Raw genomic sequence first — 23307 nt, 5'->3', positions numbered from 1 at the left:
GATGGTCCTGGCATCGCAGGCCCAGCACGGCATGTGGATCACCGAGATGATGCACGGCGGCGGCACGGCGTACCACATGCCGTTCGCCCTGTGGTTGGACGGCCCGCTGGACCGGGGGGCGATGCTGAAGGCGTGCGAGTCGGTGCTCGCCCGCCACCCGGTGCTGGGGTGCGCGTTCGAGGACCGCGACGGGGAGCTGCACCTGGTGCCCGCCGCCGACCGGCCGCCGGTCGCGTTCGCCGGGGCGGCGGACGCGGACGACCTGCTGCGCGAGGAGATCGCGCGGCCGTTCGACCTGGGGCGGGGGCCGCTGGCGCGGTTCACGCTGGCGGAGGTGGGGCCGTCGCGGCATCTGCTGCTGTTCGTGGGGCACCACCTGGTGTTCGACGGCATGTCGAAGGACCTGCTGGTGCGTGACCTGGCGGCGGCGTACTCGGGCGGGCCCCTGCCGCCGCTGCCCATGCCGTACGGGGCCGCCGCGACGATCCCGCCCGAGGCCACGGTGTACTGGCACGAGCACTGGCGCGACCGGCCGACGGTGGTCATCGACGGGATGGCCGGGACCGCGCGGACGGCCGGCCGCGGCGAGACGGTCCTGCTCGACCTGACGGGCGAGATGTCCGGATGGGAGGGGGTCGGGGTCACGCGGTTCGAGCTGTTCCTGGCGGCCGTGCACGCCCTGCTCTTCCGGTACGGCAACGCCGAGCCGGCGGTCGCGGTCGCCATGTCCACCCGGCGGCCGGAGACCAGGGAGCACATCGGCCTGTTCGCCACCGAGTTACCCCTCTACTCCGCGCCCACGCCGGACACCACCCTCGCGGAGCTGGCCCACGACCTGCGGGCGCGGCTGCGCGAGCTGAACCGCTTCCGCGACATCCCCGCGGCCAGGGCGGCGGGCGGCATCCGGCCGCGCCCCGCGCTGGCGCCGGTGTCGATCAGCTTCCGGCGGCGCGCGGCCGACGTGGTCTTCCCGGGGCTGGGCGTGGTGGCCGAGTGGAAGATGTCCAACCACATGGTCAGGAACGTCCTGCACCTGCAGGCCGTGGACGGCGACGACGGGCTCCGGCTCACCCTGCACCACAGCCCCGACGTCATCGGGCGCGAGCACGTCGAGCGGGCCGGGGAGCACCTGCGGGCCGTGCTCGCCGCCGACCCCGGCCTCCGGCTCGCCGACCTGCCCCTGCCCGCCGCCACGCCGGTGCCGGCTCCCGGGCCGGTCGAGGCCCCCGTACCGGGCGCCGCGGCAGGGTCGGTGGACGGCGAGCTGGTCGAGCAGGTACGCCAGATCTGGATGGAGGTCCTGCGGATCGAGGAGCTCGCCCCCGACGAGGACCTGTACGACCTCGGCGGCCACTCGCTGACCATCACCCAGATCGGCGCCCGGATCAGGAAACGGCTCGGCGTCGAGGTGCCGTTCGACGTGTTCCTCGACGATCCGACGGTCGCCGGGGTGGCGGCGGCGGTCAGCGAGCTGCGCGCATGATCTCCCTCGGCCAGGAACGGCTCTGGTTCCTGCACCGGCTCGACCCGGCCGACCCCGCCTACCGGGTGGCCGTCGTGCGGCGGATCTCCGGCCCGCTCGACGCCGACGCCCTGACCGGCGCGTTCGGCGACGTGGTGGCGCGGCACGAGTCGCTGCGCACCCGCTTCCCCGACCACGACGGACAGCCGGTCGCGATCGTGGAGCCGCCGGGCCCCGTACCGGTCGAGCGCGTCGACCTCGACACGCCCGAGCAGGCCGCGCGGCTGCTCGAAGAGCGCGCGAACACCCCCTTCGAGCTGGGCTCCGCGCCTCCCCTGCGCGTCACGCTGGTCCGGCTCTCCCCCGGCGACCACGTTCTGTGCGTCGTGCTGCACCACATCATCGGCGACGGCTGGTCGCTGAACGTGCTCATGGACGACCTGGGCAGGTGCTACGCGGCCCGCCTGGACGGCACCCCGGCCGGGCTGCCGGAGCTGGCCACGACCTACGCCGAGTACGCCGACGCGCAGCGCGAGGCCGACGCGGACGTGGACCACTGGACGGCCAGGCTCGACGGGGCCGCGCCGCTGGACCTGCCGGCGGACCGGCCGCGCCCGGCCCGCCGGGGCAGCGCGGGCGGGGAAGCCTGGTTCGACCTCGACCCCGTGCTGGTGGCGGCGCTGGCGCGGCTGGCCCGGGCGGAGCGGTGCACGCTGTTCATGGTGCTGCTGGCCGCGTACCAGGCGCTGCTGGCCCGCCACACCGGGCAGGACGACATCGTGGTCGGCACGCCCACGGCCGGGCGAAGCCGGCCGGAGCTGGAGCCGATGGTCGGGCTGTTCGCCTCGACGCTGGTGCTGCGGGGCGACCTGTCGGGCGATCCGGCGTTCACGGAGCTGCTGCGGCGCACCCGCCGGACCGTGCTGGAGGCGATGGCGCACGGCGAGACGCCCGTCGAGCGGGTGCTGTCGGCACTCGACATCGAACGCGACCTCAGCCGCACGCCGCTGTTCCAGACCATGTTCGGGCTGCACAACGCGGCCGTCGGGTACGGCGAGGCCGCCACGTTCGCCGGGCTGACGAGCGAACCGTTCCCGCACGGGACGCCGCCCGCCATGGTGGACCTGCGCGTGGACCTGTGGCCGGACGGCGGCGGGCTGCGCGGCGCGTTCGTCTACAGCGCCGAGCTGTTCTCCCGGGACACGGTGGAGCGGCTGGCGGCGCGGTTCCTCGCGCTGCTGGGCTCGGTCGTCCGCAGTCCCGGCGCGCGGGTGTCCGAGCTGGAGGTGCTGCCGCCCGAGGAACGCGGGCTGCTGGACTCCTGGAACGACACCGCGGCCGATGTCCCGTCCGGCACGGTCGTGGACCTGTTCCTGCGGCAGGCGGAGCTGCGGCCGGACGCCGTGGCGGTGGAGTGCTCCGGGGAGGCGCGCACCTACGCCGAGGTGGCCTCCCGGGCCCGGCTGGTCGCGGCGGGGCTGCGTGCGCGCGGGGCGGGGCCGGGGTCCGTGGTGGCGGTGTGCCTGCCGCGCTCGGCCGAGCTGCCGGGGACGCTGCTGGGCGTCATGATGGCGGGGGCCGCGTACCTGCCGGTGGATCCGGCGCTGCCCGCCGGGCGCGTCGCGGCCATGCTCGCCCAGGCGGGCGTGCGGGTCGCGCTGGCCGGCCCGTCGGCGCCCCTGCCCGGGCACGTCGAGCGGATCGAGCCCGCCCCCGAGGCGTCCTGCGCCACATCACAGGCGGCGGCCGGTGCCCCCGCGTACGTGCTGCACACCTCGGGCTCCACCGGCACGCCCAAGGGGGTGGCGGTGCCGCACTCCGCGCTGGTCAACCTGCTGGCCGGGATGGAGCGGCTGCTCGGCTCCCGTCCGGAGGACGTGTGGCTGGGCAGCACGGCGCTGTCGTTCGACATCGCCGGGCTGGAGCTGTACCTGCCGCTGGTGACGGGCGGGCGGCTGGTGCTGGCCGGCGACGACGCCGTGCGCGACGGGGTGGCGCTGGCCCGGCTGATCGGCGCGTCCGGGGTCACCCACGTGCAGGCCACGCCGTCCGGGTGGAGCATGCTGCTGTCCGCCGGGCTGGACCCGTCGGGGCTGGTGGCGCTGGCCGGGGGCGAGGCGCTGCCGCTCGCGCTGGCCAGGCGGCTGCGCAGGCGGGTGGGGCGGCTGCTCAACATGTACGGGCCGACCGAGACCACGATCTGGTCCACCGCCTGGGAGGTGCCGCCCTCCCCCGACCGCGTGAGCATCGGGCGGCCGCTCGCGAACACCACGGTACGGGTGCTCGACCGCTCCGGCTCGCCCACGCCCATCGGCGTCCCCGGGGAGCTGGTCATCGGCGGCAACGGGGTGGCCCTCGGCTACCTGCGCTCGCCGGGCGAGCCGCCGGAGGCGTTCCCGGACGGGTGGTACCGGACGGGCGACCGGGTGCGGTGGCTGGCCGACGGCACGCTGGAGTTCCTGGGACGCGGGGACGGCCAGGTCAAGCTGCGGGGGCACCGGGTCGAGCCGGGCGAGATCGAGGCCACCCTGGAGCGGCACCCGGGGGTGCGCCGGGCCGCCGTGGTGGTGCGGGGCGGCGACCTGGTCGCCTACGTCGCCTCCGCCGGGGCGGCGTGCCCGGACGATCTGCTGGAGCGGGCGGCCGGGTGGCTGCCCCCGTACATGCTGCCCTCGGTCGTCGTGCCCGTGGAGGCCCTGCCGCTGACTCCCAACGGGAAGGTGGACCGGCTGGCGCTGCCCGAGCCCGCGCGCCCGGCGGCGGGCCGGGGCGGCGCGCCGGTCACCGCCAGGGAGCGGCAGGTGGCGCGGATCTTCGCCGAGGTGCTGGGCACCGGCGACCTCGGCGCGGACGACGACTTCTTCGCGCTCGGCGGCCACTCGCTGCTGGCCACCCGGGTCATCGCCCGGCTGGCGGCGGCGGGCACGGCGGCGCCGCTGCGGGAGCTGTTCACGCATCCCACGGTCGCCGGGTTCGCCGCGACGCTGGACGAGCTCGCGGGCGAGCCGGGCAGCCCCCTCGTGCCGCGCCCGGCCGGCACGCTGCCGCCGCTCTCCCCCGCCCAGGAACGCCTGTGGTTCCTGCACCGCCTGGATCCCTCCGACGCCTCGTACAACATGTACATCGTGCGCAGGCTCCGGGGCCCGCTCGACGAGGCGGCGCTGGAGCGGGCCCTGACCGGGCTGATCGCCAGGCACGAGTCGTTGCGGACCCGCTTCCCCGAGGTGGACGGGCGGCCGGTGGCCGTGGTCGAGCGGCCCGCGCCCGCCAGGATCGAGCGGCTGGAAGCCCGCGACGAGGCCGAGGCCCGCGCGCTCGTCGCCGCCCGCACGAACGCCCCGCTCGACCTGGGCGCCGCGCCGCCGCTGCGCGTCACGCTCGTCCGGATCAGCCCGGACGATCACGTGCTCTGCGTCGTCCTGCACCACATCGTGGCCGACGGCTGGTCGATCACCGTCTTCCTGGACGACCTGGCCGCTCTGTACGCCACCGCCGAGCTCGCGGCGCTGGCCGTGCAGCACGGGGACGTCGCTGGGTGGCGGCGGGAGCAGGACCGCGGCGCGGCCCTCGACTACTGGCGCGCGCGGCTTGCCGACCCGCCCACCCTGGACCTGCGCACGGACCGGCCGCACCGCCCCGGGGCGACGCGCGGCGACTTCCACCTGCTGGAGGTGCCGGGCGAGCTGCTCGCCCAGCTGGAGTCGACGGCTCGGCGGCATCGGGTGACGCTCTTCATGGTGCTGCTGGCGGCGTACCAGATCCTGCTGTCGCGGCACACGGGGCAGGACGACGTGCTGGTCGGGTCGCCGACGGCGGGCCGGGACCGGGTGGAGCTGGAGCCCCTCATCGGCTACCTCAGCACCACGCTCGTCCTGCGCGGCGACCTGTCGGGCGACCCGGCGCTGGAGGAGCTGCTGGCCAGGACGCGCAGGACCGTCCTGGACGCGATGGCCCATCACGACGTGCCGTTCGAGCAGCTGCTGGCCGAGCTGGACGTGGAACGGGACCTCGCCAGGAAGCCGATGTTCCAGACCCTGTTCACCCTGAACAGCCAGACCGCCGACGGCGAACGCGACCGCCTCGGCCCGGTGCGGATGTCGTACTTCGACGACGGGTACCGGCAGGCCAAGTTCGACCTGACCGTGGAGGCGTGGCGGTCGCCCGGGCGGCTGCGGGTGGCGTTCGGGTACGACGCGGGGTTGTTCGACGCGGAGACGGTGGCGGAGCTGGCGGAGCGGTTCGCGGTGGTGCTGCGGGGGGTGGCCGACCCGGGCAACCGGCGGGCGCCCCTGTCGCGCCTGCCCGTGCTGACGCCGTCCGACGAGGCCCTGCTCGCGTCGCTGGACCGCCCTCCGGCGGGCGTGGTGGGGACCGTCGGAGGGCTCATCGCCGAGTCGGGGTCGGCGCACCCCGGCGAGGTGGCCGTGAGCTGCGGCGCCGAGGCCGTGACGTACGCCGAGCTGGAGCGGCGGGTGGCGCGGCTGGCCGGGGAGCTGGCCGGGCGGGGCGCGGGCGACGGGGACCTGATCGGGCTCCGGACGGGCCGCTCGGTCGAGGCGGTGGTGGCCATGCTGGCGATCTGGCGGGTGGGCGCCGCCTACGTGCCCCTGGACCCCGAGTACCCGCCGGAGCGCCTGCGCACCATGGCCGCGGGGACGTCCCTCGTCGTCACGGCGGGGATCGAGCCGGGGCCGGGCTCCGTGGAACGCCGGCCCGGCCTGGCGTACGTGATCTACACCTCGGGCTCCACCGGCACCCCCAAGGGTGTCGCCGTCGAGCACGCCGGGCTGGCCGAGCGGGTCCGGTGGATGCGCTCCGCGTACGGGCTGCGTCCCGGCGACCGCGTCGTCCAGCTCGCCTCGCTGAGCTTCGACACCCACGCCGAGGAGATCTTCCCGGCGCTGGCCGCGGGCGCCACGGTCGAGCTGCTGCCCGGAGGCGGCGCCACCCTGCCCGACCTGCTCGCCCGGCGGCCCGACGTCACCGTGCTCGATCTGCCCACCGCCTACTTCCACCACCTGGTGGACCTGATCGACGAGATCCCCTGGCCGGATGGGCTCCGCCTGGTGATCCTCGGCGGCGAGCAGGTGCGCGCGCAGGCCGTGGCCCGCTGGCGCGAACGCTTCGGCGACCGGGTGCGGCTGGTCAACACGTACGGCCCCACGGAGGCGACGATCATCGCCACGTACGCGGAACTGGAGGGCGGGGACCCGCACCCGCCGATCGGCCGCCCCGTGGAAGCGACTCCCGTCCGGGTCCTCGACCGCCACGGGGCGCCCACCCCGCCGGGCGCGCCCGGCGAGCTGTACGTCGGCGGCCCCGGCGTGGCCCGCGGCTACCTCAACGCCCCCGATACGCCGTTCGTGACCCTGCCGGAGGGCCGCTACTTCCGGACGGGCGACCGGGTGCGGCTGCGGCGCGACGGCCGGTTGGAGTTCCTCGGGCGCCTGGACGCCCAGGTGAAGATGCGCGGGTTCCGCGTCGAGCCGGGCGAGGTCGAGCATTGCCTGCTCGCCCATCCCGACGTCCGGCAGGCGGCCGTGCTCGCGCGAGAGGGCGACCTGGTGGCGTACGTGGTATCGCGTGAAGGGACGAGCGCGGCGGTGCTGGCCGAGCACGTCGCGCGGGCGCTGCCGCCGTACCTCGTGCCCGCGCACTGGGTGCTGCTCGACGCGCTGCCCCTCACCCGCAACGGCAAGCTCGACCGGGCCGCGCTCCCCGAGCCGGACGCCCCCGTCGGGAGCGACGACACGCCGCCCAGGACGGACGCCGAGGAGCTGGTGGCCGACGTCTGGGCGGAGGTGCTGGGCGCGGACAAGATCGGCGCGTTCGACGACTTCTTCGTCCTCGGCGGCCACTCGCTGCTCGCCATCCGGGTGGCCGCCCGGTTGCGCGCCCTGGCGGGGGTGGATCTGCCGATCCGTACGCTGTTCGACCGCCGTACCGTGGCGGCGCTGGCGCAGGCCGTCGAGGAGGCGCTGGTGGCCGAGGTGGCGGGGCTGTCCGACGAGCAGGTCATGAGACTGACGGAGGAAGGCCCATGACCGAGTTGACGCAGGCGCAGCGGGCGCTGCTCACCCAGCGGCTCCGCAGGCGCGGCGGATCGAGGCCGGCCATCCCCGCGCTGCCCGCCGACCGGCCCCCGCCCCTGTCGTACGCGCAGGAGCGGCTGTGGTTCATGGAGCAGTACGCCCCCGGGAACGCCGCCTACACGATCCCGCTGGTGCGACGGGTACGCGGGCCTCTCCAGCCCGACGTCCTGGCGGCGGCGCTGCGCAGGGTCTGCGAACGCCACCAGCCGCTGCGCACCCGCTTCCCCGCCGGCGCGGACGGGCAGCCGGACGTGCTGGTGTCGGACGAGACCGAGGTCCCGCTGACCGTCGCCGAGGCCGGGTCGGCGCAGGCGGCCAGGGAGCTGGTGGGGCCGTTCCTGGCGGAGCCGTTCGACCTGGTGGCGGGCCCGGTCATGAGAGCGCTGCTGGTACGGCTGGCGCCCGACGACCACGTGCTGGCGCTGGCCGTGCACCACATCGCGGCCGACGGCTGGTCGGCGAACCTCCTGCTGCGCGAGATCCTGGCGTTCTGCACCGGCGGGACCGCGCCCGAACTGCCCGTCACGTACGGGGACTTCGCCGCCTGGCAGCGCGAACGCGCGGACGGCGACGTCGGCTACTGGCGCGACCGGCTGGCCGGGCTGGAACCCCTGGAGCTGCCGACCGACGCGCCGCGGCCGCCCGAGCTGACCTACGCCGGGGCCGCGCACCACTTCGCGATCGCCCCCGAGCTGGCCGAGCGGCTGGACCGGCTGGGCAGGGAGCATGGCGCGACGCCGTACATGGTGCTGCTGGCGGCCTTCGCGGTGCTGCTCGGGCGGTACGCAGGGCAGGACGATGTGGCGATCGGCTCGCCGGTGGCCGGGCGGGCGCTGCCCGAGCTGGACAACCTGGTCGGGTGCTTCGTCAACATGCTGGCGATGCGGGTGGACCTGTCCGGGGGTCCGTCGTTCGGGGAGCTGCTGGGACGGGTGCGCGAGCTGGCCACGGACGCGTACTCGCACCAGGAGGTGCCGTTCGAGCGGCTGGTGTCGGAGCTGAACGTGGCGCGGGAGCCGTCCAGGTCGCCGGTGTTCCAGGTCATCCTCGCCATGCAGAACTACGGCGGCGAGCCGGAGCCGGGGCCGCTGACGCTGGAGGGGTTCGAGCCGGGGGTGTGGGCGACCCGGTTCGACCTGGAGCTCTACACCGGGGGCGGCGGGTCGTTCCTGTTCGTCTACAACACCGCGCTGTTCTCCGGCGAGCGGATCGAGCGCATGGCCGGGCATCTGGCCACGCTGCTGGAGGGGATGGCGGCCGATCCGGCGGCGCCGGTGTCGGAGCTGGAGCTGCTGACGCCGCAGGAGCTGGAGGAGCGGCGGCGCTGGAACGACACCGCCGTCGACCTCGGCGCGCCGGGCCTGCTGCACGAGCCGGTCATGGCCGGTGCGGAGAGCGGGGCCGTGGCGGTGCGGCATGCCGGGGGCGAGATCACGTACGGGGAGCTGCGCCGCCGGGTGCGGGCGCTGGCCGCCGAGCTCAGGACGGCCGGGGCCGGGCCGGGCCGGTTGGTGGCCGTCGTGATGGAGCGGGGCTGGGAGCAGGTCGTCGCGGTGCTGGCGATCAACACGGCCGGGGCGGCGTACCTGCCGATCGACGCCGACCTGCCCGACCGGCGGCGCTTCGAGCTGATCGAGCGCGGCGGATGCGCGATCGCCGTCACCCAGCCCTGGCTGGACCTGTCCTGGCCGGACGGGGTGACCCGGCTCGCGGTGCTCCCGGACGCGGACGCCTCGCCCTTCGACTGCCCGGCCTCCCCCGCCGACCTCGCGTACGTGATCTTCACCTCCGGCTCCACCGGCGCCCCCAAGGGGGTGATGATCGAGCACCGGGCCGCCCTGAACACCGTCCGCGACCTCAACCAGCGCTTCCGCGTCGGCCCCGCCGACCGCTTCCTCGCGCTCTCGGCCCTGAGCTTCGACCTGTCCGTGTACGACGTCTACGGCGCGGCGGCCGTCGGCGCGACCCTGGTCATGGGCGACCCGGCCGCCGACAAGGACCCCGCCGCCTGGGCCCGCCTCGTGGAGCGGGAACGCGTCACCGTCTGGAACTCCGTGCCCGCCCTCATGGAGCTCCTGGTGGACCACGCCGAGCACGAGGGCACCGACCTCGGCTCCCTGCGCCTGGTCCTGCTGTCGGGCGACTGGATCCCGCTGACGCTCCCCGACCGCATCCGCGCCCTCGCCCCGGACTCCGAGGTCATCAGCCTGGGCGGCGCCACCGAGGGGTCGATCTGGTCCATCTCGTACCCGATCGGCCGGGTGGACCCGTCCTGGACCTCCATCCCGTACGGCCGCCCCCTCGCCAACCAGACGTTCCACATCCTCGGCCCCGGGCTGCGTGACACCCCCGTCGGCGTGCCCGGCGACCTGTACATCGGCGGCGCGGGCGTGGCCACCGGCTACTGGCGCGACCCCGAGCGGACGGCCGCCTCCTTCCGCACCCACCCCCGCACCGGCGAGCGTCTCTACCGCACGGGCGACCTCGGCCGGTACGCCGCCGACGGCGTCATCGAGTTCCTCGGCCGGGCCGACGCGCAGGTCAAGATCCGCGGCTACCGGATCGAACTCGGCGAGATCGAGACCCATCTCGCCCGCCACCCCGACGTGACCGAGTGCGTGGTCACGACCGACGGGCGGGGCACGGGGGCGCAGCTCGTCGCGTACGTGGTCACGCCGCATCCGGACCCGGTGCGCCTGCGCGCCCACCTCGCCGAGACGCTGCCCGCGTACATGATTCCCGCCCGTTTCGTCGCCCTCCCGAGCCTCCCCCTCACGGCCAACGGCAAGGTGGACCGCCGCCGCCTGCCCGTCCCCTCGGCCGCTCCGGCCGGAACGCGCACCGCGCCGGAGACGGACACCGAGCGCCTGGTGAGCGCCGTCTGGGCGGAGGTGCTCGACGGGGCGGACTTCGGCATCGACGACGACTTCTTCGACGTCGGCGGGCACTCGCTGCTGGCCATCAAGGTCGTGGCCCGCCTGCGCAGGCAGCTCCCGTCGCCGGTTGCGGTGGTGGACCTGTTCAAGCATCCGACCGTGCGCGAGCTGGCCGCGTTCGCCGACGACGGCGCCGCCGGGCCGCGCGGGCTGCTGCACGAGCTGACGCCGCGCCGCGCGCATGCCGAGCTCACGTACGTGTGCGTCCCGTACGGCGGTGGCGCCGCGGTGGCCTACCAGCCGCTGGCCGACGCGCTGCCCGCCACGCACGCGCTGTGGGCGGTCGCGATCCCCGGGCACGACGTGGGGCTGGACGAGGACCGGCTGCCCCTGGAGGAGGTGGCCGACCGGTGCGTGCGGGAGATCCTGGAGAAGGTACGGGGGCCGCTCGCGCTGTACGGGCACTGCGGGGTCGGGTCGGCGCTGACGGTCGCGATCGCGCGGCGGCTGGAGGCGGCCGGGCGGCGGCTCGAAGCGGTCTACATCGGGGCGATCTTCCCGTTCGCCCGGCCGGGGAACCGGGTGCTGGCGGCGCTGTCCCGGCTGGCGCGGCGGGAGTACCTGCGCAGCGACCGCAGCTACGCCAACTGGCTGACCTCGATGGGGCTCGACATGAGCGAGCTCGATCCGGGGCAGGCGCGGCACATCATCAGGAACATGCGCGAGGACACCGAGGCGGCGGAGGAGTATTTCACCGGGCTGTTCGAGAGCGCGGTGGAGCCGTTGCGGGCGCCGGTGATCAGTGTGGCGGGCGAGCGGGATCCGGCTACCGAGTACTTCGAGGAGCGGTATCGCGAGTGGCACTTCCTGAGTCCGACGGCCGCGGTGGTGGAGCTGGATGAGGCCGGACACTTTTTCCTGAAATATCGGGCGCAGGAGCTGGCCGAGATCGTCACCCGCACCCACCTCGCCCTGGACACGGGCGAGCCGCTCTCGGGCCCGAACTGGCGCCTGCACGACACCTCCCACCTCACCTCATCGCCCCCAGCCACAGGCCCATCCGCACGCTCGGTCCCCGCCACTCCCCCTGACCCCGCCCCGGCCCCGGCTCGGGTCCCGCTCGCGGGGCCGCAACCCAGCATGCGGCGGTTCCTGGTCGTGGCCGGGGGGCAGCTGGTGTCGATCATGGGCTCGGCCTTGACCGAGTTCGCCGTTCCCCTCTGGATCTACCTCACCACCGGCTCCCTGGCCCAGTTCGCCCTGCTCGCCGTCCTCGGCCTGGTGCCGGGCATGGTGGTGGCCCCGCTGGCGGGCGCCATCGTGGACCGCAGCGACCGCCGTACCGTGATGCTCGGCGGCGACTTCGCCGCCTTCGGGACGCAGCTCCTGCTCGGCGTGCTGCTGTGGACGGGCAACCTGCAGACCTGGCACATCTACCCGCTGCTCGCGCTGCTGTCGGTGGCGCTCACGTTCCAGCGCCTCGCCTACAGCTCGGCGGTGCCGCAGCTCGTGCCCAAGCGGCACCTCGGCCACGCGAACGGCATCGTGCAGATGGCCGGGGGGATGACGCAGCTCATCGTGCCGCTGGCGGCCGCCGGGCTGATGGCGGTCGTCGGGCTCGGGGGCATCCTGGTCCTGGACGTGGTCAGCTACGTGTTCGCGATCACCGTGACGCTGCTGGTGCGCTTCCCTCGGACGATGGCCTGGCGGCGCAAGGAGCCGGTCATGACGGAGCTGGTGGCCGGGTTCCGGTATTCGTGGGGGCAGCTTGGGTTCCGGCGGATGCTGCTGTTCTTCGCGGTCCTGAACGTGTTCCTGTCGCCGCTCTTCCTGATGATCTCGCCGCTGGTGCTGTCGTTCGCGGGGCTGCAGGACGTGGGGCGGATCTCGTTCCTGTCGGGGCTCGGGGTGCTGCTCGGCGGCCTGGCGATGACGGTGTGGGGCGGGCCCGGTCACGGGCGGATGCGGGCGGTGCTCTGGTGCACGCTCGCGCTGGCCGCGTTCTGCCTGGTCACGGGGTTGCGGGCGGATCTGGTGACGATCGGGATCGGGGCGTTCGGGATGTCGTTGTGGGTGACGCTGCTCAACGGGGTCTACGCCACGATCGTGCAGGTGAAGGTGCCGCAGCGCTTCCACGGGCGGGTGTTCGCGCTGAACACGCTGATCGCCTGGTCGACGCTGCCGCTGGGGTTCGGGCTCGTGGCGCCGTACGGGGCGGCGGTGTTCGACCCGCTGCTCGCCCCGGACGGGCCGCTCGCCTCGACCGTCGGCGCGCTGATCGGGACGGGGGCGGGGCGGGGTGTGGGGTTGATGTACGTCCTGTTCGCGGTCGCGATGGCGGTGCTGGCGGTCGTGGCGCTCCGGTCCCGGCTGCCGTCCCTGGTGGACGACGCCGCCGACGCCGCCCCCGACGACCTGGTCGGCCTACAGTCCCTGGAACGACGCCGCCTCTAGCGCTTCCTTGAGCGCCTGGAGGAACAGGACGGCGTCCCTGCCGTTGACCAGCCGATGATCGTAGGCCAGCCCGATCACCGCCACCGTGCGCTCGCCTTCCCGCTGCGGCGAGGTGAGCGCGAGGGCGCACGCCTGGCCCGGGAAGACGATGGGGATGGCCATGACGATGTCGCGGTCGTGGTGCAGGGTGACGACGATGTTGCCGCCGTCGAAGTGCTCCTGCCTGAACCCGCCGCGCTGGGCCAGCCGCCGGAACCCGGCCAGCTCCCCGGCGATCTCCTCGATCCCCTTGCCGTGGGCGTCCCGGATGACCGGCACGTACAGGCCGGTGCCGAGATCGATCGTGACGCCCACGTTGGGGGCGTCGGGGACGGCGGCCGTGCCCTCGTCCATGAGGGTGGCGAAGCACAGCGGGAAGTCCTGGTGCAGACGGGCGACGGCGGCGATGAGGAGGTCGGGCAGGCCGACGAGCTTGCGCAGGCGCTTGGTGAGGTCGCGGGCGGTTGTGGTGGCCTTGCCCACGTCCACTTTGATGGCGGTGTAGGCGGCGGGGATCGTCTGATGCGAAAGGCTCACCGTCCTTCCGACGGCCTGCTGATTCCCGCTCAACCCCCGCACACTCCCCCCGACCGGCGCGGCTCCAGGTGACGCGGCGGCGGCCGACGTAGCGGAGGCGGGCGCAACCGTGGGCGCAACGGCGGGAGAGATGGCGGCGGGCGTGGGCGATGGGGGCGTCTCCGCGACGGCGGCCACGGGCGATGAGGGCGTCTCCGCGACGGCGGCCTCCGCGGACGGCGAGGGTCCTTCGGTGGCAGGCGGCGTCGGCGGGCGGGGCGGGGGTGAGCCCGCTGCGGCCAGGCGCTCGACGTCGGCGCGCCGCACCACCTTCACGGGCAGGTCGCGCACGCGGGCGGGGTCGATGCCCAGCTCGTCGATGAGCGCCTGCGCGGGCGCCGTGATCAGCGGCGCTTTGGCGGGCAGGCCGTCACCGGAGACCGCCGCAAGCGCGCCCGAGGCGGGCGAGGGGACTGCCGAGGGAAGCGCGAACGAAGGCGGGGTGGGCGCGGGGGTGGGCGCAGGCGTGGGCGAAAGCGGGGCGGGGGTGGGTGGAGGTGGGGTGGGGGGTGGTGCGGGGTGGGGGGTGATGTGGGCGATGGGCTGGCCCGGGGTGCAGTCGGCGCCCGCCGGGATCAGCTGGACCAGGATCCCGTCCTGCCCGCTGACCAGCTCCTCCACCGTCTTGGACGTCTCCACCGACGCCACCACGTCATCCCCCCGCACCGGCGCGCCATCCGCCACCAGCCATTCCAGCAGCACGTACGCCGAGTCATTGGTGTTCAGCTTCGGCACCCGGATCTCAGCCATCCAGCCCCTCCAGCCCTTCCAGCACGGCACGGCGGATCGTGGAGTCCTGGACGAGCACCTCGCGCTCCAGGTGGGCGGCCGTGGGGATCACGCTGTCCGCCGAGCTCACCAGCCGGACCGGGCGCCGCAGGCGGCCCCAGAGGCGGGTGTGCAGGTCGGCGGCCACGTGGTCGCCCCAGGTGCCGCCCGCGCTGCCGTCCTCGGCCACGCACACCAGCGGCGCCCGCCCGAGCAACGGCAGCAGCTCCGACGGGTCGAAGGGGTACAGGCGCGAGGGGACCATCAGGACGCCGGTCAGGTCGTGGTCGAGCAGCAGGGTTCGCATGGCGGCCAGCGCGCGGTGGGCGACCCCGCCGGGGGTGATCAGCACGTAGTCGAGATCGCCGGAGGGGATGTCGAGGCCGCCGGGTCCCCCGGTGTCGAGGCGGACCACCGCCACGTCGTCCACCAGCTCCCACGTGAACAGCTCGTCCACCTCGTACATCCGCCGCGTGTACAGCACCTTGTCCTCGAACAGCAGGCACGGCTCGCCCAGCGCCAGCATGCGGTCGAGCACGGCCCGGTTGTCGTGGAAGGGTGACATCTCGAACAGCGACAGCCCGGGGATCCCGATGAAGTGCTTCTGCGGGCTCTGGCTGTGGGTGGGGCCGTAGCCGCGGTGGCCGCCGGACGGGCACCGGATCACCAGCGGGAGGGGTACGCGGGTCCCGTACATGGTGACGGATTTGCCGGCGAAGTTGAGGATCTGGTCGAAGGCGAGTGCCACGAAGTCGGCGAACATGATCTCCACGACCGCCTTGCCGCCCGCCAGCGCCAGCCCCGAGGCCGCGCCGACGATGGCGCCCTCGCTGAGCGGGGTGGTGAGCACGCGGCCGGGGAAGCGGGTGGACAGGCCCTTGGTGATCTTGAAGGCGCCGCCGTAGGGGTCGAGGAGGTCCTCGCCCAGGACGTACACGGAGGGGTCGTCCTCGAGGAGCCCGTGCAGCGCGCGGTTGAGGTTCTCACCGACCCGCACCCTGCCCGCGGGCACCCCGCCGACCGTCACGCCGGCGTCCAGACGGACGGCGGCCGGGCGGCGACCTCGGCCGCGATCCGGTCGATCCGAGTACGGGCCTCCGCCTCGATCCCGGCGGACTGTACGGGATGCGCGGCCTGGTAGGCGGCGTACCAGTCGAAGCGGGGAAAGTCCGGCGGCCGGGTGTCGTCGCCCTTGCTGTGAGGGCCGAGGCGATGGGTGGCGAACTCCACGACCAGCGGGAGCGACTCCGTCCGTACCCGGTCGACGAGCGGCGCCAACTGGGCGCGGATTTCGTGAATTTCCACGATATCCACCCGGTGGTGCGCCACGCCGAACGCCCGCGCCCGCCCCTCCACCGTGCCCGCCATCTGCAGCCCCGTCGGCGTGGACTGGGCGATGCCGTTGTGCTCGACCACGACCAGGAGCGGGAGCCGCCAGAGCTGGGCCAGGTTGAGCGCCTCGTACACGGCTCCCTCGCCCCAGGTGCCGTCGCCGATGTAGACGCACGCCAGCGCGCCCGGCTCGTGCCGTTTCAGCCGCAACGCGACCCCGGCCGCCACGGGCAGGCTCTGGCCCTGCACGCCGGTGGACAGGTAGCGGTCGCGCTTGAGGTGCTGGCTGCCGCCGACGCCGTCGCAGATCGCCCCCTTCCTGCCCATGATCTCGGCCAGCAGCCCCTCCGGGTCCTCGAACCTGGCCAGATAGTGGCCATGGCCCCGGTGGTTGCTGAAGATCCAGTCGCTCTCGCGCAGGAGCGTCCGCAGGGAGACGGGGACGTACTCCTGGCCGAGGCAGGTGTGGGTGGTGCCGTTGAGCTCGCCGCGCTCGAAGAGCGAGAGCAGCTTCAGCTCGAAGAATCGGATCAGCAGTAACAGTGCCAGGTCGTCGTCAGAGAGTTTGTCCATTGAGTCTCTCGAGCACCAGGAGAACCTCCTGAAAGGCTAACAATCCGCATATTTCCCATCCAGGGCCGCCTCCAAGCGTCGATGGAACGGTCCGATTCTTCCTCAAACGGATCCCTGGCCGAGATCACCGCTCGTTACTCTGGCACCCGATCCACCGCCCCACTGACGGGAGCAGGCCGATGTTCGGGCGTTATCTGAGGTCACAACTGGTCGTCCTGCTCTGCGGAGGGCTGGTCGGCCCGATCTTCGTGATCGTCTACCTCGCGCTCGGCCCGGCCGAGCGCGCGGAGATCCAGTGGATGTTCTACGTCGGCCTGGTGCTCACGGTGTCCGACGTGGTGGTCGCGGTGGCCCTGGCTCGCCGCGGCGCGAAGGCGGCCGCCAGGACCGCCGCCCTGGAGCGGAGCGGGGTGCTGACGCTCGCGCAGATCACCGGCATGTCGGAGACCGGCACCAGGATCAACGACCAGCCGCTGATCAGGCTCGGCCTGCGCATCGAGGGCCCGGGGTTCGCGTTCGACACCCAGGACCGCGTGCTGGCCAGTGTGACGCGGACGGGCAACTTCAACGCGCGCAGGCTCGTCGTACTCGTCGATCCGGCCACGCAGGAGCACCAGATCGACTGGGAGCGCAGCGCTCTGGTGAACGGGCTGATGCCGGCGAAGTTCAGCCTGGCCGAGGAGAACAGGACCTACGACCTGAGCGGCCAGGCCGGACCGCTCATGGAGATCCTGCAGCTCCTCAAGGCCAACGGCATCCCGCTGAACGGCATGATGGACGTGCGTTCCAAACCGGAGCTGCGTCAGCAGATCCAGGCCGTGGTGCGCCGGGCCGCCGCCTCGCCGTCCGAGCGGGCCGCCGCCCAGCGCCTGGAGGAGCTGGAGGCGCTCCGCACGACGGGGGCGATCACGGACGACGAGTACGCCGCCAAACGCCGGCAGATCATCTCCGAGATCTGAGGGCGCCTACTTCGACAGGTAGAGGGTCTTCCAGGTGCCCGCGTACTGGCAGACGAGGGACGGCTTGGCGGACTTGGACTCCGAGCAGACCTTGAGCTCGACCTGGTAGACGTCCCGGTAGGAGAACGAGAACCGCTTCGGGGTGCGGTACGAGCAGTCGCGCACCGCGTGCTGCCGGAACGGCAGGTTGCTCCCGGAGCGGTACGTGATGCGGAAGACCGCCCAGCCGCAGGTGGCGGCGGGCCGCGTGTGGTCGTACACCTTGCCCGAGACCCGGACGACGTCGGCCGTCGGCAGGTCGGAGTGGTCCTCCCCCGTGGCCGTCAGCGTGCCCACGGCGTGGGCGGCGCGCCCCGGCGCGTAGTACGGGCCCCACGCGGCCGAGTCCGCCGCGGTCGCGGCCTGTGCGGCGGGGGCGATGGTCGTGACAGCGGCGATGGTGGCGGTGGCGGCGATGGCCAGACCGGCGAGGGTACGGGGGATCGTCATCAAGGGCCGTCCTTTCGTGGCGAGATGACGACAATGTGCGATACGCCGATTTCAGCTGACTTGCCGCGGACCGACGTACGCTTTCAAGAGCCTTGCGGGCTCTGCCCAGCGGTGGGGCGCGGGGCACGCAGGTGGGCCCGCTGCGCCAGCTCCGCCTCGTCGACGTACGTCAGCATCGGCTGGCCTGGCGCGCACAGCATGAACACGACGAACTTGGTCGGAGCGTCCGGCAAGGCGTTGCCGTCCTGGTAGTGGATCACGTCGCCGCCCGGCTCCCAGAACGTCTCACCGGCCTCGACCACCCGCTCCGGCTCACCTTCGAGCTCGAACCGTATCGCGCCCTCGATCACGTAGCCGAAGGCCGGCCCCGCGTGGCGGTGCGGAGCAAGGCCGGGGTGGCCGGGAGACCACTCGACGAGGATGGTCATCCCCGAAGCACCCTCGGGGATGAAGGGCGGCTTGATGTCCGCCAGCATCTTGAATCCGGGCTCCGCCGCCGAGTCCTTGTTCGACATGGTCACCACACCTCCATGGGCCTGTTACCCACATACGCGCAGGTCAGGCCATCAACCGGGCAGCCTCGTCCCGACCGGGCCGGTCACGGTCGACTCCGGCGGCAGGCCGCACCATTCCGCCAGGGCGGAACGCAGGCCGAGGACACGGGTGGCGGGATCCGCGGCGGCGCTCGCCCAGGCGATGTAACCGTCCGGACGGACCAGCATGGAGGGCAGGCGGGCGCTTCTCGGCGTGGCGTGCCTGACCCGCGCCGGCGGAAGGCTCCCCGTCACGGCGGGCTCGTCGGCGGGGGCCAGGAGCACGAAGCGCCCGTCGCGCAGCGCATCGTACAGCCGGCTCGCGTCGCCGGTCAGGAGGACGTCGGGGACCCGCCGCCCGACCAGCGGGTGCGCTCCCCGGGGCGCGGAGTAGGAGATCGCGAGGCCGGAGATGGCCTCCCGCAGCCGGCGGGCGGCCGGCGGGAACCGGTTCATGATGATCGGGAGCGTCGCCCGCAGGACCCTGTCACGCCGCGTACGGGCCAGGGCCGTGGTGAGCAGGCGGCCGCTGAGCCGTACGATCATGCCGCCCACCGGATGCCGTTCGGCGTGGTAGGTGTCGAGCAGGCCCTCCGGCGCCCAGCCCTGGACCGCCGCGGCGAGTTTCCAGCCGAGGTTGGCCGCGTCCTGCATGCCGGTGTTCATCCCCTGCCCGCCCGCGGGGGAATGCACGTGCGCGGCGTCGCCCGCCAGGAACACCCGGCCCACGCGGTAGCTGGGAACCTGCCGCTCGTCGCTGTGGAACCTGGTCAGCCAGCGCATTGTCGTGCAGGCCGAGGTCGCCGCCCATGACGCTGCGGGTGATGTCACTCACCTCCTGGAGCGTGACCGGCGCGCTGCTGGGAAGCTGTCGTCGCCGGTCCCAGGCGATGATCCGGTAGCGCCCGTCCCCGAAGGGGGCGACGAAGCAGAAGCCCTCGGCGCCGGTGTTGAGGCCCAGTTCCCGCGTCGGGGGCCGGCTGAGGCGCACGTCGGCCAGCATCACCGAGTCCACCGCGGAACGCCCGAGGAACGGAACGCCGAGCGCGTCCCGTACGACGCTGCGCACGCCGTCGGCGCCCACCACGAACTTCGCGCGCCGGCTGTGGATGGTGCCGTCGATGCGCATGCTCACGTCCACGCCGTCGGCGTCCTGGCGCAGACCGACGACCTCGACCCCGCGCATGACCTCCACGCCGAGCCTGGAGGCACGGTTCTCCAGCACGTGTTCGGTGTTGTACTGCGGGGTGCACAGCAGGAACGGGAACCGCGACCGCAACCGGGACAGGTCGATCTCCAGGTTGCCGAACATCGACATCGTCCCGAAGATCGCGCCCGTCTCGATCAGCTCGTCGGCCACGCCCCGGGCGTCGAGCTGTTCCAGCGTCCTGGCGTGCACGACGAACGCCCGCGACAGCTTCGACCCTCGAAGCTCCCGATCCACGATCATGCACGCGACGCCTCTCGCGGCGAGGTCGCCCGCGAGCAGCAGACCCGTCGGGCCGGCTCCGACGATCATCACATCGGTGTCAAAGAGCGCCATCAGCGTCTCCCGTCTCCTCTGAGCGTCTTGCGACGCGATCGCCCGGGAGGAGACGGCGACTCGCTGTTATGAATGCATTCCCTTCATGGTACGACCGGGCTGTTCAGGAGCCCGGGCGGGCCGCCGCGGCGGCCCGCCCGGAGGGAGGTCAGGCGGCGGCCTTGGCGGCCAGCGCCACGGTGGCCTGGCGGGTGACGCCGCTCACCGTGACGGCGACCGTCACCTGCCCCCGCCGCAGCGCCGTCAGCGTCCCCGTCGCGGGGTCGAAGTAGGCCACGTGCCACGGCTTGACGCCGTCACGGCCGCCGACGTACAGGTTGGGCGAACCGGACCACGCCGCCGAGACCGGGTAGGCCGCGGGGACCGTACGGCTCCCCTGCTTGACCGCCGCCGTCACCGCGCCGGGCGCGCCGATCGCGACGGTCGCGGGGGCGGTGAGCACGAGGTCGTCCAGGTGCGGCCGGACCTGCGTGCCGATCCAGTCGGGCGCGTCGGCGAACCAGTTCCGCCGCACGTGCTCGGCCTCGGCCGGCGACACCGGGTCGACGCCCCACAGCGACCACCCGGTGAACCCGCCGTCGTCGGCCGCGGTGGCCGGGTTCTTGCCGGAGTTGCCGTTGATGAAGTACGGCACCGCGTCCACGTGCGAGGCGTGGAACGTCCCCACGTGCGCCCCGATGTACGCGGCCCCCTTGCCGGTGGTGCGCTGGAAGTCCGCCAGCCAGCCCTCCACCAGCGCCGCCTCCTTGCGGTCGCCGAGCTGGCTGCCCTTGCCGGGCGTCGGGTCGCGCGGCGGCACGTGGAACAGCACCGCGACCGAGCCCACCGACGCGTCGCCGGCGGCCTTGTCCAGCTCGGACCGGAGCATGGCCACCTGGTCGTAGCCGCCGCCGCGCAGGTTCAGGCGCGAGGTGTCCAGGGTGACGAAGCGCGTGCCCTTGTGGTCGAAGGTGCTGTACGTGTCGCCGAAGACGGCCTTGAAGTTGTCGATCTTGCCGCCCATGACCTCGTGGTTACCGGGAATGTAGTGATATTCCAGGGTTCCGCCGAGCTCCTCGTCGAGGATCTTCTTCGCCAGCGCGAAGTCCTCCGGCGACGCCTCGTCCACCAGGTCACCGTTGATCAGCAGGAAGTCCGGCTTGGCCGCCTTGATCTCCCGCAGCGTGCGGCGCGCGTTCTTGACGATGTCGCTGTCCGGGTCCCGGGCCACGAACTGCGCGTCCGACATGACCGCGAATCGCCACGGCATCCGGCCCACGTCGGCCTTGACCACCGGATCGGCGACCTTCGGCGCGGCGGGCGCGGAGATCGACGGCGACACCTTGGCCACCAGACCGTCGATGAGGATCTCGTTGGTGTACTTCGCGTCCGCCTTGGTCTCGGCCACGTAGAAGCGCCGCAGCTTGAGCGGGTAGTTCACGCCCGGAGGCACGGCGAACTCGACGTACTTCCAGCCGGTCCACGTCATGTACGGCCCGCGCAGGATCTGCGACTGGCCGAGCGCGTCGTAGAACTCCAGGCTCGGCCACTCGCCCTTGCCGGTGGAGTTGATCCAGAGCCCGAACGCCTGCGGCTGGCCGTCCACCACGATCTGCTGCGGCGGGCTGGCGTACGCGGCCCGGGTCGCGGTCGAGGTGGTGAAGTCGTACGAGAGCTTGAGGCCGCCCCCGCTCTGGCCGGGCGCGGCCGACAGCGAGCCGGTGGCGCGGGCGGCGGCGAACGTCCACTTCGCCGCGTCCTCGAAGTCCGCGACCGGCTTCTCCTCGAACCCGACGGTCACCGGCACCGCCGTGCCGATCTTGCCGACCTTGGCGGTGATCAGGCCGGACCCGACAGCCTTCTTGGCCTTGACGGTGAAGTAGCCGTGCTCGGCCGCGGTGACCTCGAACAGGCTCTTGTCGTAGTCGAGCGTGAGGTCGGAGGGCTCGACGGGCGCGGAGTTGCCGTTGCGGTCGTAGCCGACCACACCGAACGTCGCCACGCCGTCCGCCCCCGCCAGGCCGAGCCGGTCGGCGGTGGCGCCGAGCCGCTGGAGCGGCTGGAGGACGGTCAGGTCGATGGTGCCCTTGGCGCCGCCGCGGGAGGCGGTGACGGTGGTCTGGCCAGGCACCAGAGCGTGGAATTTCCCGTCGCGGATCACGCCGTGCACAGCCGGGTTGGCCCGCCACGACGGCGTGCCGGCGGCCGGGCCGTACGTCTCGTCGTATCCGGCGGCGGTCAGCCGCCGGGTGAGGCCGGGGAAGACGCGGTCGGGGCGGCCACCCGAGACCGGGCTGACGCCGGGCGCCTTGGCGGGGTCGCTCGCGGTCTCCAGCCAGAAGCCCTTGAGCTTGCCGCTGCCCTCGGGCGCGTAGAGCGCGAGGCCGTTGGGCACGTGGCGCTCGCCGCCGTCGGAGGGGCTGTTCTCCACCTGGACGTCGGCGGCGCCGGGCTCGCGGGCGAGCATGGTGGAGGAGCCGCCGCCGTCGAGGTTGAGGGCGTTGGCGGCGCCGAGGTCGACCATCATGGCGGCGAGCTCGTTGAGCGTGACGCCGCGGCTGTCGACCTGGCGGCCGTCCACGGTCAGCAGGTACATCTTCCTGCCGTCGGCCGAGAACCCGACGGCGGTGCGGGGGTGCGCGGCGGGGTCGGTGGAGTTCTGCACGACCCCGTCCTTGACCAGTACCCAGTTGCCGCCCACGGCCGCCTTGACCTGGCTGCCGTCCGACGACTTCGGCTGGTACTTGACGTCCACGCGGTCGCCGGCCTTCAGCGCGGACAGGGCGGTGGCCCCGGCGTCGCGGCCCAGCAGGATCGTGGTCCCGGCGGGGATGGGGCCGGTGCCGGCGGACGTGCGTACCTCGGAGACCACCCCGTCCACCAGGACGACCTCGGCGACGGACGTGGCGCCCTCGACGGCGCGGGCCCGGTTGAACGAGCCCCACAGCGGCGTGAACAGCCCGACGCCGCCGCTCTTCACGATCTGGTTGAACTGGGTGAGCGCGATGGGCGAGCCGCCGGCCGGGGTGGCGGTGCCCTCGAAGTACATCTTGAGCACGCGACCGAGGCCGTCGCCGGTGATCGCGACCGCGTTCTCGTGGCCCGTGACGGGCGACTGCACCAGCGAGCCGTCCTGCACGCCGATGCCCTGGGCGGCGCCAGAGTTGTTGATGTCGAAGAAGTCGCCGTTGACGGCCGCGACGGCGTGCGCGCGCTTGGCGGGCCCGGACAGCGGCTCGGTCTTGGACACCTCGCCGGAGTACAGGTAGTCGGCCTTCGCGCCGCCGAGGTCGGCGGTGACCGCGTCCGCGCGCAGCCAGCCGAGCGCGTCGTAGGTGTCGAACGAGGTGAGCGAGATGCCCGGCGCCACCGGCCGGGTCCTCTTGGCCGTCTCCAGCCGCTGCCCGGCATCCTGGGCGAGCAGCGTGGACGGCGGCGGGTAGGACGACGCCTTGAGCGCGTCCTCTACGGGGGGCGCGGGATCGGCCTGCGCCGGGGCCGTGGCCAGGGCGAGGGGGCCTAACGCCAGCACCGACGCTGTGAGGATTCTGAGGGACTGCACGACCGAACTCAATCGCTCGTGGATATAACTTTCAAGACTTAAGAGTGAACTAAAAGAAAATTTCAGATCT

Annotated in this window: 11 protein-coding genes and 2 pseudogenes; 4 read left to right on the top strand and 9 right to left on the bottom strand. The window is 73.3% G+C overall.

Features of this window, described 5'->3' with window-relative positions; translation table 11 throughout:
- The first annotated feature begins 1 nt into the window (after position 1).
- Genes ABZX61_RS18845 through ABZX61_RS18835 form a run of 3 tightly spaced genes read left to right on the top strand, consistent with a single transcriptional unit; the run spans position 2 to position 12884 of the window.
- A complete protein-coding gene (locus ABZX61_RS18845) occupies positions 2-1483 on the top strand; it encodes a condensation domain-containing protein (protein ID WP_355196019.1) in 1482 nt (493 codons plus the stop codon).
- Positions 1480-7506, top strand: a complete 6027-nt coding sequence (locus ABZX61_RS18840; protein WP_355196017.1) for an amino acid adenylation domain-containing protein — start codon at positions 1480-1482, stop codon at positions 7504-7506. Before ABZX61_RS18845 ends, ABZX61_RS18840 begins: the two co-directional genes overlap by 4 nt.
- On the top strand, positions 7503-12884 hold the full coding sequence (locus ABZX61_RS18835) for an amino acid adenylation domain-containing protein (protein ID WP_355196015.1): 5382 nt from the start codon (positions 7503-7505) through the stop codon (positions 12882-12884). The genes ABZX61_RS18840 and ABZX61_RS18835 overlap by 4 nt, the downstream gene beginning before the upstream one ends.
- On the opposite strand, the gene ABZX61_RS18830 is transcribed toward ABZX61_RS18835, so the two are convergent.
- The 3 genes from ABZX61_RS18830 to ABZX61_RS18820 are packed head-to-tail and all read right to left on the bottom strand — an operon-like array spanning position 12855 to position 16172.
- Positions 12855-14249: a 2-oxo acid dehydrogenase subunit E2 gene (locus ABZX61_RS18830; protein ID WP_355196013.1), complete on the bottom strand. Its 1395-nt coding sequence runs from the start codon at positions 14247-14249 to the stop codon at positions 12855-12857. The genes ABZX61_RS18835 and ABZX61_RS18830 overlap by 30 nt on opposite strands.
- Positions 14242-15294 (bottom strand): transketolase C-terminal domain-containing protein, encoded by a 1053-nt coding sequence (locus tag ABZX61_RS18825; RefSeq protein WP_355196011.1) that lies wholly within the window; start codon positions 15292-15294, stop codon positions 14242-14244. Before ABZX61_RS18825 ends, ABZX61_RS18830 begins: the two co-directional genes overlap by 8 nt.
- On the bottom strand, positions 15291-16172 hold the full coding sequence (locus ABZX61_RS18820; protein WP_355196009.1) for a thiamine pyrophosphate-dependent dehydrogenase E1 component subunit alpha: 882 nt from the start codon (positions 16170-16172) through the stop codon (positions 15291-15293). The genes ABZX61_RS18825 and ABZX61_RS18820 overlap by 4 nt, the downstream gene beginning before the upstream one ends.
- Positions 16173-16351: 179 nt before the next feature.
- Here ABZX61_RS18820 and ABZX61_RS18815 point away from each other — a divergent pair, with 179 nt between their 5' ends.
- Positions 16352-17131, top strand: coding sequence for an SHOCT domain-containing protein (locus ABZX61_RS18815; RefSeq protein ID WP_355196005.1), 780 nt, complete (start codon positions 16352-16354; stop codon positions 17129-17131).
- 6 nt (positions 17132-17137) lie between these two features.
- Here ABZX61_RS18815 and ABZX61_RS18810 read toward each other — a convergent pair whose 3' ends face one another.
- The 6 genes and pseudogenes from ABZX61_RS18810 to ABZX61_RS18785 form a co-directional block, all read right to left on the bottom strand.
- Positions 17138-17620, bottom strand: a complete 483-nt coding sequence (locus ABZX61_RS18810; protein WP_355196003.1) for a hypothetical protein — start codon at positions 17618-17620, stop codon at positions 17138-17140.
- Positions 17621-17703: 83 nt separating this feature from the next.
- The gene (locus ABZX61_RS18805) at positions 17704-18135 is read right to left on the bottom strand and encodes a cupin domain-containing protein (RefSeq protein ID WP_350727965.1); all 432 of its coding nucleotides are present in this window, start codon (positions 18133-18135) and stop codon (positions 17704-17706) included.
- A 51-nt stretch (positions 18136-18186) separates the two neighbouring features.
- Positions 18187-18699 (bottom strand): hypothetical protein, encoded by a 513-nt coding sequence (locus tag ABZX61_RS18800; RefSeq protein ID WP_355196135.1) that lies wholly within the window; start codon positions 18697-18699, stop codon positions 18187-18189.
- Between the two features lie 48 nt (positions 18700-18747).
- A pseudogene (locus tag ABZX61_RS18795) lies at positions 18748-18936 on the bottom strand (FAD-dependent monooxygenase); the annotation flags it as partial.
- Between the two features lie 76 nt (positions 18937-19012).
- A pseudogene (locus tag ABZX61_RS18790) lies at positions 19013-19672 on the bottom strand (FAD-dependent monooxygenase); the annotation flags it as partial.
- 172 nt (positions 19673-19844) lie between these two features.
- Positions 19845-23237, bottom strand: a complete 3393-nt coding sequence (locus ABZX61_RS18785; RefSeq protein WP_355196001.1) for a phosphodiester glycosidase family protein — start codon at positions 23235-23237, stop codon at positions 19845-19847.
- Positions 23238-23307 lie beyond the last annotated feature (70 nt).

Source organism: Nonomuraea sp. NPDC003709 (assembly GCF_040610775.1).
In the GTDB taxonomy this organism is placed as follows: domain Bacteria; phylum Actinomycetota; class Actinomycetes; order Streptosporangiales; family Streptosporangiaceae; genus Nonomuraea; species Nonomuraea angiospora_A.
Note: the sequence above shows the minus strand (reverse complement) of the source record. Positions and strands in the feature narration are given on the sequence as shown.